At 60.2% G+C, this 18,794-nt stretch carries 13 protein-coding genes; 12 read left to right on the top strand and 1 reads right to left on the bottom strand.

Going from position 1 to position 18,794, the window contains the following annotated elements; genetic code table 11:
* Positions 1-178: 178 nt before the first annotated feature.
* The 4 genes from ABIE16_RS09805 to ABIE16_RS09790 all read left to right on the top strand — a co-directional run bounded on the left by ABIE16_RS09805 (position 179) and on the right by ABIE16_RS09790 (position 3,979).
* Entirely contained in the window at positions 179-994 is an 816-nt protein-coding gene (locus ABIE16_RS09805; RefSeq protein WP_429520992.1) for a helix-turn-helix domain-containing protein, read from the top strand.
* Positions 995-1,044: 50 nt separating this feature from the next.
* Positions 1,045-2,451 (top strand): NAD(P)/FAD-dependent oxidoreductase, encoded by a 1,407-nt coding sequence (locus ABIE16_RS09800; RefSeq protein ID WP_429520991.1) that lies wholly within the window; start codon positions 1,045-1,047, stop codon positions 2,449-2,451.
* 29 nt (positions 2,452-2,480) lie between these two features.
* On the top strand, positions 2,481-2,822 hold the full coding sequence (locus tag ABIE16_RS09795) for a cupin domain-containing protein (RefSeq protein WP_008050088.1): 342 nt from the start codon (positions 2,481-2,483) through the stop codon (positions 2,820-2,822).
* Positions 2,823-2,893: 71 nt separating this feature from the next.
* Positions 2,894-3,979 (top strand): polyamine ABC transporter substrate-binding protein, encoded by a 1,086-nt coding sequence (locus ABIE16_RS09790; RefSeq protein WP_429520990.1) that lies wholly within the window; start codon positions 2,894-2,896, stop codon positions 3,977-3,979.
* 43 nt (positions 3,980-4,022) lie between these two features.
* Here ABIE16_RS09790 and ABIE16_RS09785 read toward each other — a convergent pair whose 3' ends face one another.
* Positions 4,023-4,679 (bottom strand): hypothetical protein, encoded by a 657-nt coding sequence (locus ABIE16_RS09785; RefSeq protein WP_429520989.1) that lies wholly within the window; start codon positions 4,677-4,679, stop codon positions 4,023-4,025.
* A gap of 572 nt (positions 4,680-5,251) precedes the next feature.
* On the opposite strand from ABIE16_RS09785, the gene ABIE16_RS09780 reads away from it, so the two are divergent.
* From ABIE16_RS09780 to ABIE16_RS09745, 8 genes are all read left to right on the top strand, one after another.
* Positions 5,252-6,709 carry a serralysin family metalloprotease gene (locus tag ABIE16_RS09780; RefSeq protein WP_057714794.1) on the top strand — a complete coding sequence of 486 codons (1,458 nt, stop codon included), beginning with the start codon at positions 5,252-5,254 and terminating at the stop codon, positions 6,707-6,709.
* Between the two features lie 81 nt (positions 6,710-6,790).
* Positions 6,791-7,204 carry an AprI/Inh family metalloprotease inhibitor gene (locus ABIE16_RS09775; RefSeq protein WP_429520988.1) on the top strand — a complete coding sequence of 138 codons (414 nt, stop codon included), beginning with the start codon at positions 6,791-6,793 and terminating at the stop codon, positions 7,202-7,204.
* 161 nt (positions 7,205-7,365) lie between these two features.
* The gene (locus ABIE16_RS09770; RefSeq protein ID WP_429520987.1) at positions 7,366-9,141 is read left to right on the top strand and encodes a type I secretion system permease/ATPase; all 1,776 of its coding nucleotides are present in this window, start codon (positions 7,366-7,368) and stop codon (positions 9,139-9,141) included.
* A 35-nt stretch (positions 9,142-9,176) separates the two neighbouring features.
* Positions 9,177-10,487 (top strand): HlyD family type I secretion periplasmic adaptor subunit, encoded by a 1,311-nt coding sequence (locus ABIE16_RS09765; protein WP_373423033.1) that lies wholly within the window; start codon positions 9,177-9,179, stop codon positions 10,485-10,487.
* A gap of 2 nt (positions 10,488-10,489) precedes the next feature.
* Positions 10,490-11,857, top strand: coding sequence for a TolC family outer membrane protein (locus ABIE16_RS09760; protein ID WP_090455261.1), 1,368 nt, complete (start codon positions 10,490-10,492; stop codon positions 11,855-11,857).
* Between the two features lie 154 nt (positions 11,858-12,011).
* The gene (locus tag ABIE16_RS09755; protein ID WP_429520986.1) at positions 12,012-15,059 is read left to right on the top strand and encodes an autotransporter domain-containing protein; all 3,048 of its coding nucleotides are present in this window, start codon (positions 12,012-12,014) and stop codon (positions 15,057-15,059) included.
* A gap of 23 nt (positions 15,060-15,082) precedes the next feature.
* A complete protein-coding gene (locus ABIE16_RS09750; RefSeq protein WP_429520985.1) occupies positions 15,083-16,783 on the top strand; it encodes a polyurethane esterase in 1,701 nt (566 codons plus the stop codon).
* 102 nt (positions 16,784-16,885) lie between these two features.
* Positions 16,886-18,739: a polyurethane esterase gene (locus ABIE16_RS09745; protein ID WP_340311937.1), complete on the top strand. Its 1,854-nt coding sequence runs from the start codon at positions 16,886-16,888 to the stop codon at positions 18,737-18,739.
* Positions 18,740-18,794 lie beyond the last annotated feature (55 nt).

The raw sequence follows: 18,794 nt of genomic DNA, 5'->3' as shown, positions 1-18,794 counted from the left end.
AAGTAGCATCCGGATGTGAAAACAATGTGGAGTTTTCAGGTCGTTTGGCGATTGCCGGCGCTTTTTTTGATTCAGGTCACGCTTATCGGCCATTTGCGGGCACAAGCCATCATCGGTTTAGTCGTTGAAGACAAAACGGAAGTTGGGCAAGCTCGGTCTTTTCCCGTCGAGATGTTCAATGCACGCCGATGATGATGGCCCGCTGCAAACCCAGGCCACGGGCGAGACGGTCATGCGCTATCACTTGCGCTGGAAGCACCGGGATCTGGATGGCGTCATGGCGCTTTATCACCCTGAAGTCCAGTACAACGACTTTTTCCAGAACCGGGTCATGGGCCTGGCCGAATTGCGCGAGTATGTGCGCAGCAGCATGCCCCGGGATCCGGACGAAGCGCTGGAGCACTCCGACCGCATTCGACTGGACGGCAACACTGCGTTCATTCAGTACCGCATCACCTTGCGCGGTGGTGAAGGGTTGGTGTCGTTCCGCGCCAGCGAAGCGATCACCGTCAAGGACGGGCTGATCTGGCGGGTCAATGAATATGCTTCATTGGTGCACGAACAACCCGGCAGCAAAACGTCCGGCAACCAGCGCCCGGCGGTCAGCCGGCTCGGCCTGTCGCCTCGCCAACTGAGCTTCATGGCCGATGACCTGCAGCAGTATTTCCAGCGCCAACAGCCTTATCTGGACCCGGAGCTCGATCTGCAACGAGTGGCGAAGGAGTGTGGCTACAGCCGCAACCAGATTTCCTACCTGTTGAATCAGGTGCTGGGCCAGAGCTTCTACCGCTACGTCAACCAGGCGCGCCTGCAACATTTGCTTGCGGCGCTGGATGCCGCCATGCTGCCAGTACGCATCGACGAAATGGCCTTCGCCGCCGGATTCAATTCGCTGTCGGCGTTCTACAGATGTTTCCGCCAGCACACCGGCCAGTCCCCCAAGGCCTACGTCAAACAAATTTCTTTGCGTGCACGCGCGCAAGACAACGCCTGAGGCCACGCACTAGGATCGACGCCATCGAAGTTTGAGTGGCGGAGTCTTGCATGCCGGCGTGGCGCACTATCAGTTTGTGGATGGACCAGCTCGACGAGCCGCTATTGGCGCGTCCGGCGCTGGAGCGGGACCTGGATGTCGACGTGGCGATCATCGGCGCGGGTTATACCGGACTCTGGACCGCGTACTACCTCAAGCGGCACAAACCTGACCTGAACATCGCCATCGTCGAAGCGCAAACCGCCGGTTTCGGCGCGTCGGGGCGCAATGGTGGCTGGCTGATGGGCAATTTGCTGGGAGAAGACCGCCTGCTGGCCAAACTGTCGGCCGAAGCGCGCCGCGCCTCCTACGATTTGTTGCACAGCATTCCGGATGAAGTGGAGATTGTCCTCGAACGTGAGGGAATCGACTGCGATTACCGCAAAGGCGGGGTGCTGTATTGCGCCGCACGCTATCCGGAGCAGGAGGCCAGCCTGCGTCGCTACCTGGACGATCTCCACCGCCAGGGCCTCAACGACAGCCACTATCGCTGGCTTACCCCGGAACAACTGGTGCAACAGATCCTCATCGCCAAACTCTACGGCGGTATCTACGCGCCGCACGTGGCGACCATTCACCCGGCCAGGCTGGTACGGGGGCTGGCCCGGGCGGTGGAGCGCCTGGGCGTCAGAATCTACGAAAACAGCCCGGTCACCCATTGGCAGTCCGGCAGTCTGCGCACGGCCAAAGCTTCGGTGCGCAGTCGCTGGGTGGTGCCGGCGGTAGAAGGCTACTCCGTGACGCTGCCGCCATTGGGGCGTTATCAGATGCCGGTGCAGAGCCTGATCGTCGCGACCGAGCCCTTGTCGGCGGCCACCTGGGACGAAATCGGCCTGAGTCACGGCCAGGCATTCAGCGAGGCCAGTCGCCAGGTCACCTACGGTCAACGCACCGCTGACAACCGATTGATCTTTGGCGCCCGTGGCGGGTACCAGTTCGCTGGCAAGCTGCGCCACGACTTCGACCTGAGCGCTGACGAAATACACCTGCGGCGTTATCTGTTCGGCGAACTGTTCCCGCAGTTGAAGAACGTGCAGATCACCCATTCCTGGGGCGGCAACCTGGGCATGTCCCGGCATTTCCAGCCACACATGCTTTGCGACCGGGCCAACGGCATTGCCCTGTCGGGCGGTTATGGCGGGGAGGGCGTTGGCGCCAGCAACCTGGGAGGCCGCACGCTGGCCGACCTGATACTGGGGCGCGACACCGATCTGGTACGCCAACCGTGGGTCATCCCCCAGCGCGGCCTCGACGCACTGCGGGCCTGGGAGCCGGAGCCGATCCGCTGGCTCGGCTACAACGCGATCATCCGCAGCTTTGTCCACGAGGACCAGACCCTGGCCAACCCGGCCACAGCGCCCTGGCGGCGCAGGCTGGCCAGCGGGGTGGCCGGTTTCATGGAAGGTTTCATGCACTAAACAGCGTCTCTACATCGACAGGTATCGCCATGAGCATCACGCAATTCAAGAACACCGCAACCCTGAAACTGGACGAATCCAATCCGGTCGCCGTACCCCTGGGAACTCCCGTGGCCGTGGCTTCGACCACCAGCGTCGAACGCGACGACGGCGTCGAGACCGGTGTCTGGGAATGTACCCCCGGGCGCTGGCGGCGGCAGATCGTCGCCCAGGAATTCTGTCACTTCATTCAGGGCCGCTGCACCTTCACGCCCGACGGCGGCGAACCGCTGCACATCGAGGCCGGCGACGCGCTGATGCTGCCAGCCAATAGCCTCGGTATCTGGGACATCCAGGAAACCGTGCGCAAGACCTACGTTTTGATTTTTTGAATGCTTTTGAAATTTGAAAGCTGATCTTTTGATTGCCTGCCAATAACAACAACCTCTACAGGAATCGACTCATGATCCGAAAGACCCTGACTCTGGCTCCGCTGATGCTGGTTGCATCCATCAGCCAGGCCGCCGAAACCGTCAAAATCTACAACTGGTCGGATTACATCGCGCCAGACACCACGAAAAACTTCCAGAAAGAAACCGGCATCGGCTTCACCTACGACGTCTACGACAGCAACGAAACCCTCGATGGCAAGCTGATGACCGGAAAATCCGGTTACGACGTGGTGTTTCCGTCCAACCACTTCATGGCCCGGCAGATTGAAGGCGGCGCACTGAAGAAACTCGACAAGAGTCAGCTGCCGAACTGGAAAAACCTCAACCCGGTATTGCTCAAGGCATTGCAGACCAACGACCCGGGCAACGAGCACGGCTTCCCTTACCTGTGGGGCAGCACCGGCATCGGCTACAACATTGCCAAGGTCAAGGCGGTGCTGGGCGACAACGCCCCGGTGGATTCCTGGGACCTGATCTTCAAGCCCGAGAACATGCAGAAGTTGCAGAAGTGCGGCGTGGCCATCCTCGACAACGGCCCCGAACTGCTGCCGGCCGCGTTGAACTACCTCGGTTTGCCGCATCACAGCAAGAACCCGGAAGACTACAAAAGGGCCGAAGCCCTGCTGATGAAGGTGCGGCCGTATGTCAGCTATTTCCACTCGTCCAAGTACACCAGTGATCTGGCCAATGGCGACATCTGCGTCGCGGTCGGTTTCTCCGGCGACATCCTGCAAGCGGAAAACCGCGCCAGGGAAGCCAACAATGGCATCGACATCGGCTACTCGATTCCCAAGGAAGGCGCAGCGATCTGGTTCGATATGGTCGCGATGCCGGTCGACGCCCCGGACGACAAGGCCGGCTACGCCTTCATGGACTACCTGCTGCGCCCGGACGTCATGGCCAGCGTCAGCAACTACGTGCATTACGCCAATGGCAACGAGCAGGCCGACAGCCTGATCGACCCTGCGATCAAGAACGACACCAAGGTTTACCCAAGTCCTGAAATGATGGGCAAGCTGTTTGCGCTGGAAGCCATGCCACTGAACATCGACCGGGTGCGTACCCGGGTCTGGAACAAGATCCGCACCGGCAGCTGACAAGCTGCATCAGGCCACCGGGAAAGGATGTCCCGATGCGCCATCAGCCAACTGGCTCGAGCGTACAACGCATTTGCCCCGAGCCCGGGATCTGTAACAGGGCCTCGTTACCGGTTTGCCAAAAGCCGTAGCTACCCCGCAAATCCTTGCCGTTGTATTGGCTTGCATAATCGTTCGGTACCTGGATAAGGGTGGCAGAGGTATTCGCCCATTTCAGGTACACCACACGCGGCTCGACATTGAAGAAAGTAGCGGCAATCAACGCGTTCAATCCTGCGCAACGAAAGGCTACGGGGCCATCGGTGAGCCTGCTTGGATCCTTGGTCCTCGCAATGGCCGAACCCTGGCGAAGCTGGTGTGCGCGTTCGGCATAACTGCGGATCGTGCAGGCCTTGGGCTCTGCCTTGGTGGCACATTGATTTCGCGCGTCGACCCAGAAGCGCTGTTCGATCTCGACCTTGTCGGGGCGCGGTACCGAATGATCGTCCGTGAGCGCCAGGCGATAAAGGCGTGTCAGTTCAATCTCCATCCGCTTCAGCTGTGGGTCGCGACAGATCAGCTTCTCGACGGATGCGCTGGCCCTGGCGCAGTCGAAGCTGGTTGCCAGGACCGTAGTCGTCCCGGCATTCGCACAAATGCTCATTACCGCACACGCGCTGGCGGCGATGAGAGCGGCCAAAAGAGGCGTGACCATTTTCATGTCGGCTTCACCCGGATCATTTCGTGAGGCCCGTGGTGTAAGGCAATCCATCGAACCCTTGCACCGTCATTCGTTCATGGGCTGTATCGCAGTTTAAGGCAGTGTGCAAAACCTGCCACACCGGGGAGGGTTCCAGTGGGGCGACAACGCCGGTTGTGCAGCCTTTGCGGAGCTGAAATGGTTATTGCCTGATGGTCATTCGTTGCCTGCTCGCGAAGAGCGATAACCCGGTATTCAGAGGTGATCACTTCATTGAAATGTTTAACAGATTAAACATAAATAGTCGGACGATTCGAGCGCCCGGAAATTTACCTATATTTAATAATTAAATTGTCGATTGTCCGACAATAACTCCCGTCTAATATTTTTTAATTCAATACTTTCTCAGTACGCCCACTGTTTACGGGCACATTCCTGAATGCGCAAATTTGACGTCAAAAAAGTAGTGGACGTTTGATTTCTAATTGTGTCAGTTTTCCTACGCCTTCATTGGGCGAGTGATAGGACGATCTCGCCAGGGATCGTCTTTATCTGACAAAAACTGTTCCATAGCTAAACAAGGAAGTGTGTTTATGTCGAAAGTAAAAGATCACGCTATTGATTCCGCCGAACAGGTGCTGCTGCCACTGTCAGCATTGGCGGCAAGCAGTTCTGCATTCAATCAGATCAATAGTTTCAGCCATCAGTATGATCGGGGCGGCAACCTCACGGTCAATGGCAAACCGTCATTCTCCGTCGATCAGGCAGCCAACCAATTGCTGCGCGACGGCGCTGCTTACCAGGACAAGGATGGTAGCGGCAAAATAGAGCTGACCTATACCTTCCTGACTTCGGCATCGTCCAGCACGATGTACAAGCACGGGATTACCGGATTCAGTCAGTTCAGCGCGCAGCAGAAAGCCCAGGCCGTGCTCGCCATGCAATCCTGGGCCGACGTGGCCAATGTTACCTTCACTGACAAGGCCAGCGGCGGCGATGGCCACATGACCTTCGGCAACTACAGCGGCGGTCAGGACGGTGCGGCTGCGTTTGCCTACCTGCCTGGTACCGGGGCCGGTTACGACGGGACTTCCTGGTACCTGATCAACAGCAGTTACACGCCCAACAAGACCCCGGACCTGAACAACTATGGCCGGCAAACCCTGACCCACGAAATCGGCCACTCCCTGGGCCTGGCCCACCCCGGCGACTACAACGCCGGCGAGGGTGCACCGACCTACAATGACGCGTCCTATGGGCAAGACACCCGCGGCTACAGCGTCATGAGCTACTGGAGTGAAAGCAATACCAGTCAGAACTTCAGCAAGGGCGGCGTCGAAGCCTACGCGTCCGGCCCGCTGATTGACGATATCGCTGCCATTCAGCAGCTCTACGGTGCCAACACCACCACTCGCACCGGCGACACTACCTACGGTTTCAACTCCAACGCCGGTCGCGACTTCCTTGGCGCGTCTTCTTCGGCGGACAAGGTGGTGTTTTCGGTCTGGGATGCAGGCGGCAAGGACACCCTGGACTTTTCCGGGTTTACCCAGAACCAGAAGATCAACCTCAATGAAACGTCGTTCTCGGACGTCGGCGGCCTGGTGGGTAACGTCTCCATCGCCAAGGGTGTCACCGTCGAGAACGCCATTGGCGGTTCGGGCAACGACTTGCTGATCGGTAACAACGTGTCCAACGAGCTCAAAGGCGGTGCCGGCAACGACATCCTTTACGGCGCTGGCGGCGCGGACAAACTGTGGGGCGGCGCAGGTTCGGACACCTTCGTGTTTGCAGCCAGCAGTGACTCCAGGCCAGGTACGGTCGACCAGATCCTCGACTTTGTCAGCGGTCTGGACAAGATCGACCTGACCGGCATCACCAACGGCGCGGGCCTGCACTTTGTCAGCGCCTTCACCGGGGCGGTGGGCGATGCGGTGCTCAGCACCTCGGGCGGCAACAGTTTGTTGTCGATCGACTTCTCGGGGCATGGCGCGGCTGATTTCCTGGTCAGTACCGTGGGCCAGGCGGCGTACTCGGACATCGTGGCTTGATGTGAGGTGAACAAGGAGGGCGGCGCCCGATGCGCTGCTCTCTTACCGTAAGCAGGGTTGCGGCCCGGAGTACAAAAACCTATGACGCACAGCGTCTTTTCCCGCAAGACAAGCGCGTGGCTACTGGCAGCGTTGATGATGTTTTTTGGAGAGGAAACCATGGCAAGCAGTCTGAAACTGGCGGATCCGTCAGAGTTGGCTGGCAATTGGCTGGCTACGCTAAGAGCCGCGCAAGACACGGACAAATCACCGCTCGTTGCTTCGAATGAATGCTTGATCGACTTTCAGCCAAATCAAACCCTGGGTGCTGGCGCGGACTGTTTCACCGCCTGGCTTGGGGAGCAGGCGATCGGCTGGTTTCCCGAACCGGACGGCATTGCAATCACCGGCAAGGAAGGCTCAAAAATCCTGTTTTTCAACCGTCAGTTCGAAGGGTTTTATCAAGGTACTTTGCAGTCGGGTCGGATCATTACCCTCAAGCGGCCGACGCGTTAGCCGCAAAAGCAGTCAAGCGCAATCCCCCGGCACTTTATCGATCACAAAACATTGTTCGTTATTTGTAAACGATAACGGGCAAACAATGTCTCGACCGTGTGCGGACAGTTAACTGGAACCTCGCCCGCGCGTGGCGATAAATATCAGCTCAGGAATAACCAATGAAGATGGCGAAGGCCCCAGCCACCGCACCATTAATAAAGGCACTGGGGGACTATAAGAGCATCTTGATCAGCGTCGGTTGTTTTACCACCCTGATCAACATTCTGATGTTGGCGCCCTCTATCTACATGCTGCAAGTCTATGACCGGGTACTGTCTTCGCAGAATGAAACAACACTGGTCATGTTGTCGCTGATGATTGTCGGGTTCTTTGCCTTTATCGGTTTGCTGGAAGCTGTCCGCAGTTTCATCGTCATCCGTATTGGCAGTCAGTTGGAGCGACGGTTCAATCTGCGGGTCTATCGGGCGGCGTTCGAGCGCAACCTGTTCAAAGGCGAAGGCAATGCGGGACAGGCGCTGGGGGATCTGACACATATTCGCCAGTTCGTCACCGGCCCGGCGTTGTTCGCGTTTTTCGATGCGCCGTGGTTCCCGGTGTACCTGTTGGTGATTTATTTGTTCAACATCTGGCTCGGCGTTTTTGCCACGGCGGGGGCTCTGCTGCTGATTGCGCTGGCCTGGCTGAATGAGTCCATGACCAAAAAACCGTTGGGCGAAGCCGCCGCGTGTTCCCAGCAATCCAGCCAATTGGCCACCAGCCATTTGCATAACGCCGAAACCATTCAGGCCATGGGCATGCTGGGGGCGTTGCGCAATCGCTGGTTTCAGGTGCATTCACGGTTCCTCGGCCTGCAAAACCAGGCCAGCGACACGGGCGCCGTCATCAGTTCCTTGAGCAAAACCCTGCGCCTGTGCCTGCAATCGTTGGTGCTGGGCCTTGGCGCATTGCTGGTGATCAAGGGTGACATGACCGCCGGAATGATGATCGCCGGTTCGATCCTGATGGGCCGTGTGCTGAGTCCTATCGATCAGTTGATCGCCGTATGGAAACAATGGAGCGGCGCCAAGCTGGCTTACCGCCGTCTCGACGCCTTGCTGCAAGCCTTCCCGTCGGGCGACGAGGCCATGGCGCTGCCGGCGCCGAAGGGCCAGATCACCTTTGAGCAGGTTAGCGCGGCGCCTCCGGGGCAACGGGCGGCGACCCTGCACCTGGTCAGTTTCAGCCTCGCAGCGGGTGAGGTGATGGGCGTGCTCGGTGCTTCCGGTTCCGGTAAATCGACACTGGCACGGGTACTGGTGGGTGTCTGGCCGACGCTCGGTGGTACGGTGCGGCTCGACGGTGCGGACATCCATCGCTGGAACCGCGACGACCTCGGGCCTTACATCGGTTACCTGCCGCAGGACATCGAGTTGTTCAGCGGCAGCATCGCGCAAAACATCGCGCGTTTCCGCGAGGCCGATCCACAGCGCGTCGTGGCCGCCGCACAGCAGGCCGGGGTGCATGAACTGATCCTGCGCCTGCCGCAAGGGTACGACACCGTGCTCGGCGAAGACGGTAGTGGCCTTTCCGGCGGGCAGAAACAACGGGTGGCCCTGGCCCGTGCGCTGTACGGCCAGCCGCGCCTGGTGGTGCTGGATGAGCCGAACTCCAACCTCGACACCGTGGGTGAAGCGGCGTTGGCCAGCGCGATTGCGCAAATGAAGGCCCAGGGCACCAGCGTGATTCTGGTGACCCATCGTTCTTGCGCATTGGCCCAGGCCGACAAGTTGCTGGTGCTCAACGACGGGCGCTTGCAGGCGTTCGGTTCGAGCCAGGACGTGCTCAAGGCACTCTCGGGCGCTCAGCAAGCACAACATGAAAAAACCGCACAAGCGCCGGGCGGGCTCAGCATGAGCTGGCAGTCTCAGCCCGCGACAAGGAGTTCGGGCGTATGAGCCGCAGCCAAGTAAAGCCTCAAAACGAAGCGACGATGGAGCAGGACTACCTGGCTGGACAGCCTGAACGCGACGCGCGTTACTTCGCTCGCCTGGGCTGGATACTGGCGATTGTCGGCGCTGGCAGTTTCTTCACCTGGGCCAGCCTGGCCCCCCTCGATCAGGGCATACCGGTACAGGGCACAGTGGTGGTTTCGGGCAAGCGCAAGGCCGTGCAGTCGATGAGCAACGGCGTGGTCAGCCAGATTCTGGTGAGCGAAGGCCAGCGGGTGAAACAGGGCCAGCCGTTGTTCCGGCTCGACCAGACCCAGGTCGCCGCGGACGTGCAATCGTTGCAAGCGCAGTACCGCATGGCCTGGGCCAGCCTTGCCCGTTGGCAAAGCGAGCGGGACAACCTCAAGCAGGTGAATTTCCCCGCCGAGCTAAGCAATGATCCCGACCCGCGTCTGGCGTTGGTGCTCGAAGGCCAGCGCCAGTTGTTCAGCAGTCGTCGCGATGCCTTCGCCCGCGAGCAGGCCGCGTTGCGCGCCAGCATCGAAGGCGCCGGCGCGCAACTGGCCGGCATGCGCCGTGCCCGTACCGACTTGAGCGCTCAGGCCGATTCCCTGCAACAACAGCTAAGCAATCTGACGCCATTGGCGGAAAACGGCTACATCCCGCGCAATCGGTTGATGGAGTACCAGCGGCAACTGTCGCAAGTGCAACAGCAGTTGGCCGAAAACCTCGGCGAAAGCGGTCGGGTGGAGCAGGGCATTGTCGAGTCCCGCTTGAAGTTGCAACAGCATATCGAGGAGTACCAGAAAGAAGTACGCACCCAACTGGCCGAAGCGCAGCTCAAAAGCGTGACGCTGGAGGAACAGTTGACCTCCGCCGGGTTCGATCTGCAGCACAGCGAGATCATCGCCACGGCTGACGGCATTGCGGTCAATCTGGGTGTACACACGGTAGGCGCGGTGGTGCGCCAGGGCGACAACCTGCTGGAGATCGTGCCTCAGGACACGCGCCTGGAAGTGGAAGGGCACCTGCCGGTCAACCTGATCGACAAGGTCGGTCCGCACCTGCCGGTGGATATCCTGTTCACCGCCTTCAACCAGAGCCGCACCCCGCGAGTACCAGGTGAAGTCAGCCTGGTCTCCGCCGACCAGTTGCTCGATGAGAAAACCGGCGCACCGTACTACGTGCTGCGCAGCAGCGTCAGTGACCAGGCCATGGAGAAACTCAATGGCCTGGTGATCAAGCCCGGTATGCCGGCGGAAATGTTCGTACGTACCGGTGAGCGTTCGCTCCTCAATTATTTGTTCAAACCGCTGCTCGACCGGGCAGGCTCCGCGTTGACCGAGGAATAAGGATGTTCGGCTGTATGAAAAAGCTTTCGATGCTCGGGGCGGCGTTGATGTTGTTCGCGGGCAACCAGGCCGTGGCGGCCATGGGACCGTTCGAGATCTATGAACAGGCACTGCACAATGATCCGGTATTCCTCGGCGCTATCAAGGAACGCGATGCAGGCCTTGAGAACCGTGCCATCGGCCGCGCCGGATTGTTGCCAAGACTGGGTTACAACTACAACAAGGGCAGGAACAGCTCCAAGGCCACCTACCTCAACGAGCGCGGGCAAAACCAGAGCGATGACCGCAACTACAGCAGTTACGGTTCCAGCCTCACCTTGCAACAGCCGTTGCTCGACTACGAGGCCTACGCGGCTTATCGCAAGGGCGTCGCGCAATCGCTGTTTTCCGACGAAAATTTTCGTGGCAAGAGCCAGCAATTGCTGGTGCGGGTGCTGGAAAACTACACCAAGGCGTTGTTCGCCCAAGACCAGATCGATATCGCCCTGGCCAAGAAGAAAGCTTTCGAGCAGCAGTTCCAGCAGAACGAGCAGATGTTTCGCCAGGGCGAAGGTACTCGCACGGACATTCTCGAAGCCGAATCGCGCTATGAGCTGGCCACCGCCGAAGAAATCGAAGCACGTAATGAACAGGATGCATCTCTGCGCGAACTCGGCGCGCTGATCGGTGTGCCGGCGATCGACATTGCCGACCTTGCACCACTGGATCAAAACTTCCAGACCTTCACCCTGCAGCCGGCCAATTACGACACCTGGCATGAGATGGCCGTGGCCAACAACCCCAACCTGGCTTCCCAGCGCCAGGCGCTTGAAGTGGCGCGCTACGAGGTCGAGCGCAACCGGGCCGGGCACCTGCCCAAGGTCAGCGCCTACGCCACGGTGCGTCAGAATGAATCGGAAAGCGGCAACACCTACAACCAGCGCTACGACACCAACACCATCGGCATCGAAATCAATGTGCCGCTGTACGCCGGCGGTGGTGTTTCTGCATCGACCCGCCAGGCAAGCCGTGCGATGGAACAGGCCGAGTACGAACTGGACGGCAAGACCCGGGAAACCCTGATCGAATTGCGACGGCAGTTCAGCGCCTGCCTGACAGGGGTGAGCAAGCTGCGTGCCTATCAGAAGGCCCTGGTCTCCGCCGAAGCGCTGGTGGTCTCGACCAGGCAAAGCATTCTGGGCGGTGAGCGGGTCAACCTCGATGCGCTCAATGCCGAGCAACAACTGTTTACCACCCGCCGGGATCTGGCCCAGGCCCGCTACGACTATCTAATGGCCTGGACCCGGTTGCATTTCTACGCCGGGACCTTGAGCGAGCAGGACCTGGCCAAGGTGGATGAGGCCTTCGGCCAGGGACCGAGGGTGCAGTAGCTATTAAAAACAGTATGGAGAGGACTCAAAAAATGCCTGTCTGTTGAGGAACTGCACACCGCAGCCCCTGTAGTGGCGCGTTTTAACCAAGAGGAATTGAGGCAAGGCGTCTAACAACAAGGATTTTGGCAACACAACTAAGGAAGGTAGCTCGATGAATAACAAGTACAACAATCTAGCCGTGCTCTGCGCGTTGGCCACACTGGGCACCGCACACGCGGCACCCTACGTGGAAAACGGCAGGACAGGCGATCCCGAAAGCTGGCGCAGCACAGAGTTCAGCGCTGACTGGGGCCTGGGGGCGATCAACGCGCAGGATGCCTATGCGGCCGGTTACACCGGCAAAGGCGTGAAGCTGGGGATCTTCGACCAACCGGTGTACGCCTTGCACCCGGAGTTTTCCGGAGCCAATAAGGTCATCACGCTGGTGACCAGCGGCATCCGCGAGTACACCGACCCGTACATTCCGGTCAAGGTCGGGGACGCCTTTCTCTATGACGGTTCGCCCTCGGTGGGCTCCAACGGCAAACTCGGTGCCCACGGCACCCACGTTGGCGGGATCGCCGCCGGCAGCCGCGATGGCGGACCGATGCACGGCGTCGCCTTTGGTGCACAGATCATCAGCGCCGACAACGGCGACCCGGGCCCGGAAGACGGTATCGTACGCGGCAACGACGGCGCGGTGTACAAGGCCGGTTGGGACGCCCTGATCGCCAGCGGCGCGCGGATCATCAACAATAGCTGGGGCATCGGCATCACCGACCGCTTCGACCTCGGCGGTCGGGACCCGGCGTATCCGCACTTCACCGTGCAGGATGCACAACTGCAGTTCAACGAGATCCGGACCTTGCTGGGGACCAAACCCGGCGGTGCCTACGACGGCGCCATCGCGGCGGCCCGCAGCGGCATCGTGACGATTTTCGCCGCCGGTAACGACTACAACCTCAACAACCCGGACGCCATCGCCGGCCTCGGTTATTTCGTCCCCGAGATCGCGCCGAACTGGATGACCGTCGCGGCCTTGCAGAAGAACCCGGACACCAACAGTCCCGACCCCTACAACATCAGCACCTTCTCGTCGCGCTGCGGCTACACCGCGAGTTTCTGCGTGTCGGCGCCAGGCAGCCGGATCTACAGTTCGATCATCAGCGGCACCGATGCCGCTGACCTGACTACCGGCTACGCCAATTACAACGGCACCTCCATGGCGGCACCGCACGTTGCCGGCTCGGTGGCGGTGTTGATGGAACGCTTCCCGTACATGACCGGCGCACAAGTCGCCAGCGTGCTGCGTACCACCGCCACCGACCTCGGCGCACCCGGCGTCGATTCGCTGTATGGCTGGGGCATGATCAACCTGCGCAAAGGCATCGACGGCCCGGCGATGCTCGTCACCGAGCAGGACATTCCCGAAGAGTTCCGCATCGACGGCGCCTACGGCTCCAGTCAGTTTGTCGCGGACTTGCCGGGTATCGGCGCGATCATCGACGCCGGCAAACCCACCGAGCGTGTGTGCAACGACGTGCACTGCGGGCTCGACGTCTGGCGCAACGACATATCCGGCCACGGCGGCCTGACCAAGCAGGGCATCGGCACGCTGGTGCTGACCGGAGCCAACACCTACACCGGCCAGACCCTGGTCAATCAGGGCCGATTGGCCGTCAACGGTTCGCTGCTATCGGCCGTCACCGTCAATGACAATGGCATCCTCGGTGGTAACGGCAGTATCGCGGCACTGACTGCGAAAAGCGGCGGTACCGTGGCGCCCGGCAACTCCATCGGCACCTTGCAGGTGACGGGCGACATGACCTTCGAGCCCGGCTCGACCTACGCCGTAGAGGTGTCGCCCACCCGCAGCGACCAGATCATTGCCGGCGGCACAGCCACCATCGAAGGCGCAACGGTCAGCCTGACCCTGGAAAACAGTCCAACGCTGCTGACCACCGGCGAGGCGAAAACCCTGCTGGGCAATCAGTACAACATCCTGCAAGCCGCTGGCGGGATCGAAGGGCGTTTCGGGGCGGTGTTGCCGGACTACCTGTTTATCGGTGGCACCCTCGGTTACACGACGGACAGCATTCAACTGGCGGTGGAGCGCAATGCGACATCTTTCACCAGTGTAGGCCTGACCCCGAATCAACGGGCCGTGGCCGCTGCCGCCGAGCAACTGGGCGCAGGCAATCGGCTCTACGAAACCCTGCTGTTGTCGCCGACCGCCGCTGTCGCGCAACAAGCGTTCCAGCAATTGTCCGGTGAGATTCATCCGGCGATCGGCACGCTGCTGATCAACGACAGCCGCTACCTGCGCGATGCGGTCGGCGAACGTCTGCGCGAGCGTGATCTGTTCGACGCCAGCGCACCGACCGATGACCGCAGCAATGCCTGGCTCAAAGTGCTCGGCGCCTGGGGCAAGAGCGATGGCGGGAATGACAACGCCAGTTCCAACAGCTCCATCGGCGGGCTGCTGGCCGGCGTCGATGGCTTGATCACTGAAGACACACGACTGGGTTTCGTTACCGGTTATAGCGATAGCTCGTTGAGCATGGGCGATGGCACGCACTCGTCGGCATCGGTCGACAGCTACCACTTGGGCGCCTACCTGGGCCACGAAATCGACGCGCTGCGCCTGAGCGTCGGCGGTGTTTACAGCTGGCATCGCATCGACGTCAAACGCGACCTGCAATTCGGTGACGTCAGCGGCAAGCAGAAATCCAAACGCGATGCGACCACCGCGCAACTGTTCACCGAAGCGGCGTATCGCCTGGACCTGCAACCGCTGGCACTGGAGCCGTTCGTCAACCTGGCTTACGTGCACCTGAACACCGACAGCTTCAGCGAAAAAGGTGACGCCGCCGCACTCAAGGGCGGTGAAAACAACCGCGACGCGGTGCTCTCGACCCTTGGCCTGCGGGCGAGCAAAGCCATTGCGCTGTCCGATCAGCAACAACTGGAACTGTCCGGCACGCTCGGCTGGCAGCACAACCTGGGCAACACCCGTTCCGAAGACCACTTGGCCTTCGTCAATGGCAACACCGCGTTCAGCGTGCAAAGCGTGTCCATGGACCGCAATGCCGCGGTGGTCGGTGCCCGGGCCGGCTGGGCGCTGGGACGCGATACCCGCTTGAACCTGGACTACAACGGACTGCTCGGCTCCCGGGAAAAAGCCCATGGTGTGGGCCTGACCCTGGACTGGCAGTTCTGATTTGACGCAAAGGAAGCAAGAAAATGGGACTGTTTGATTACAAAAATGCCGGCAGTGAGGCCGGCAAGGCGTTGTACTCCGACGCGATCGCGCTGGCGCTGTACGCGTATACGCCTACCGGCCAGCCACTCCCGGCGACCGCCTGGGCGCCAATTGGTGCCTCGGCCTTGGGCTATCAGGGCAAGGTTGGCACCCAAGGTACCTTCTATGGCGAGAAGGACGGCTTCACCAGCGCCGAAGCCGAAATCCTCGGTAAATACGACGGGGCCGGGAACCTGATCGGCCTGGGCATCGCCTTCCGTGGCACCGGTGGCCTGGGGTACAGCGACACCTTCGGCGACATGAAAAACAACCTGTTGGCCGCAGTCGGTCCGGTGGATTATGCGAGCAACTACGCGAAAAACGCTTTCGACAGCCTGCTCAAGAGCGTCGCTGCATTCGCCATCGCCCACGGCCTGAGTGCCAGGGACGTTGTGGTCAGCGGGCATAGTCTTGGCGGTTTGGGGGTCAACAGCCTGGCGGAGTTGAGTGGCAATGACTGGGGCGGTTTCTTCAAGGAAGCCAACTACATCGCCTTCGCTTCGCCAACCCAAAGCGCCACCGGCAACAATGTGCTCAACATCGGTTATGAGAACGACCCGGTGTTTCGGGTGCTCGACGGCACTACCTTCAGCAGTGGCTCACTGGGCAAGCACGATGGTCATCAGGATTCAGCGACCAACAACGTCGTCAACTTCAATGACCAGTACGCCTCCACCGCGCAGAACCTGGTGCCCTTCAGCATTCTCAACCCGCTGAACTGGTCGGCCCATGGATCGCCGGGTTACGCCGACGGACTGAACCGGGTGATCGACTCTGCCTTCTATGACCTGACCGGGAAGGATTCGACCCTGATCGTCTCCAACCTGTCGGCGTCGTCTCGCGGCGCCACCTGGGTCGAGGACCTCGGGCGCAGTGGCGAGCCGCACACGGGCAGCACGTTTATCATCGGCACCGACAGCGCCGATTGGCTCAAGGGCGGCGCCGGCAATGACTTCATCGAAGGCCGGGACGGCAACGACCGTTTCCGCGACGACGGCGGCTTCAACATACTTTTGGGCGGCAAGGGCAACAACACGTTCGAACTGCTCAAGCCACTGCAGAACTTCAGCTTCGCCAACGATGGCGATGGCACGCTGTTCGTGCGTGACGCCTATGGCGGCATCAGCATGACCCGGGACATCGGCGCGCTGGTGAGCCAGGAGTCCGGATCATGGTGGAGCACCAGGGACATCACCTGGACCGTCACCGGCAACGGCCTGCTCAACAGCAACGAACTGACCCGCTACAGTCATTCGCTCAACGGCGATGCCCTCGGTAATACGCTGTTGGCCGACGCCCAGGGCGACTGGCTGTTCGGCAACGGCGGCGATGACGTATTGCGCAGCGACAAGGGCCACGTGACCTTCGTCGGCGGCAACGGCAACGACGTGATGCATTCCACCGGGGACGGCAGCAATACCTTCCTGTTCAGCGGCGCTTTCGGATTTGATGCGATCAATGGCTACCAGGGCAGTGACACCCTGGTGTTCATGGGCGTTGAAGACGCGGGGCAGGGCTATGACTACCGACAGCATGTCTCCCAGGCCGGTCAAGACACGGTGCTGAAGGTTGGCGACTTTTCCGTGACCCTGGTCGGGGTGGGGCTGGATAACCTGTCGACTTCCGGTTTTGTGTTTGCCTGACAGATTTTTGTAACAGCACTGGAGGCTCCGGGCATCTCGCGATCGAGGTGTCCCGGCTGTGAGCTATCTCTGACAATTCCAACAAAGAGAGAGGCAATACCCATGGGTGTGTACGACTACAAGAACCTTGGTACAGAAGACGCCAAAGCGTTGTTCACCGACGCGATGGCAATCACGCTGTACTCCTATCACAACCTCGACAACGGCTTTGCCACCGGTTACCAGCACAACGGTTTCGGCGTGGGCCTGCCGGCAACGTTGGTGACCGCGCTGATTGGCGGCACCGACTCCCAAGGGGTGATTCCCGGTATCCCCTGGAACCCCGATTCGGAAAAGGCCGCACTGGACGCGGTACAGAAAGCCGGTTGGACACCCATCACCGCCGCGCAGCTGGGTTATGACGGCAAAGTCGATGCACGGGGAACCTTCTTCGGTGAAAAGGCCGGCTATACCAGCGCCCAGGTGGAAATCCTCGGTAAATACGACGCCCAAGGGCACCTCACGGAAATCGGCATCGCCTTTCGCGGCACCAGTGGCCCTCGTGAAAGCCAGATCAGTGACTCCATCGGCGATGTCATCAATGACCTGTTGGCGGCATTGGGTCCACAGGATTACGCGAAAAACTATGTGGGTGAAGCGTTCGGCAAGCTGCTCGCCGACGTCGCGGCGTTTGCCCGGGCCAACGGGTTGTCCGGTAATGACGTGCTGGTCAGTGGTCACAGTCTCGGCGGGCTGGCAGTCAATAGCCTGGCGGATTTGAGCCGCGAAAAATGGGGCGGTTTCTTCCAGGATTCCAACTACATTGCCTACGCCTCGCCAACTCAAGGCAGCAGCGACAAAGTGCTGAACGTCGGCTATGAAAACGATCCAGTGTTCCGCGCGCTGGACGGTTCGGCGTTCAACCTGGCATCGGTCGGTGTGCACGATGCCGATCAAGCCTCGGCCACCAACAACATTGTCAGCTTCAATGACCACTACGCGTCGACCGCATGGAATCTGCTGCCGTTTTCCATCCTCAACATTCCGACCTGGATTTCCCACTTGCCGACCGGTTATGGCGACGGCATGACCCGGGTGCTGGAGTCAGGGTTCTACGACCTCACCAGCAAAGACTCGACCATTGTTGTTGCCAACCTCTCGGACCCGGCGCGGGCCAACACCTGGGTCCAGGACCTGAACCGCAATGCCGACATCCACAAAGGCAGCACTTTCATTATCGGCAGTGACGGCAACGACCTGATCCAGGGCGGCAAGGGCAACGACTATCTGGAAGGCCGCGACGGCAACGACACCTTCCGTGATGCCGGTGGCTACAACGTCCTTTTGGGCGGCAACGGGCACAACGTGCTCGACTTGCAGCAGTCGGTGAAAAACTTCGACTTTGCCAACGACGGCGCCGGCAACCTGTACATCCGCGATGCCAATGGCGGCATCAGTATCACCCGTGACATCGGCAGCATCATGAGCAAGGAGCCGGGCTTTTTATGGGGGCTGGTCAAGGATGACGTGACCCACAGCGTCACCGCAAACGGGCTGGCGGACGGCAACCAGCTGACCCGGTACGAGTCGTCGATAAAGGGGGGCATGGGGAACGATACGCTCAAGGCGCAGGCGGTCGGCGATTGGTTGTTCGGTCTCGACGGCAACGATCATTTGATCGCAGGCAAGGGCAACGACGTCTTGATCGGCGGGGCCGGCAACGACCTGCTGGAATCGGGGGGCGGGATCGATACGTTCCTGTTCAACGGCGCGTTTGGCCACGACCGGGTGTTGGGCTATCAGTCGAACGACAAACTGGTGTTTCTCGGGGTACAGGGTGTTACGCCGGCCGACGACTTCCGGGACCATGCCACCGTGGTGGGGCAGGATACCGTGCTGACGTTTGGCAATGATTCAGTGACATTGGTCGGGGTCGGGCTGGACAGTTTGTCGGGTGCGGGGTTTGTGATCGCCTGATGGTGAGTTGGCTCCGGTAAGGGCCTCTTCGTCGGAGCGCCGCCCGGACCAGGCC

Source organism: Pseudomonas sp. 2725 (genome assembly GCF_050434585.1).
GTDB classification, from domain to species: Bacteria; Pseudomonadota; Gammaproteobacteria; order Pseudomonadales; family Pseudomonadaceae; genus Aquipseudomonas; species Aquipseudomonas jessenii.
This window is presented reverse-complemented; position numbering and strand designations above follow the sequence as displayed.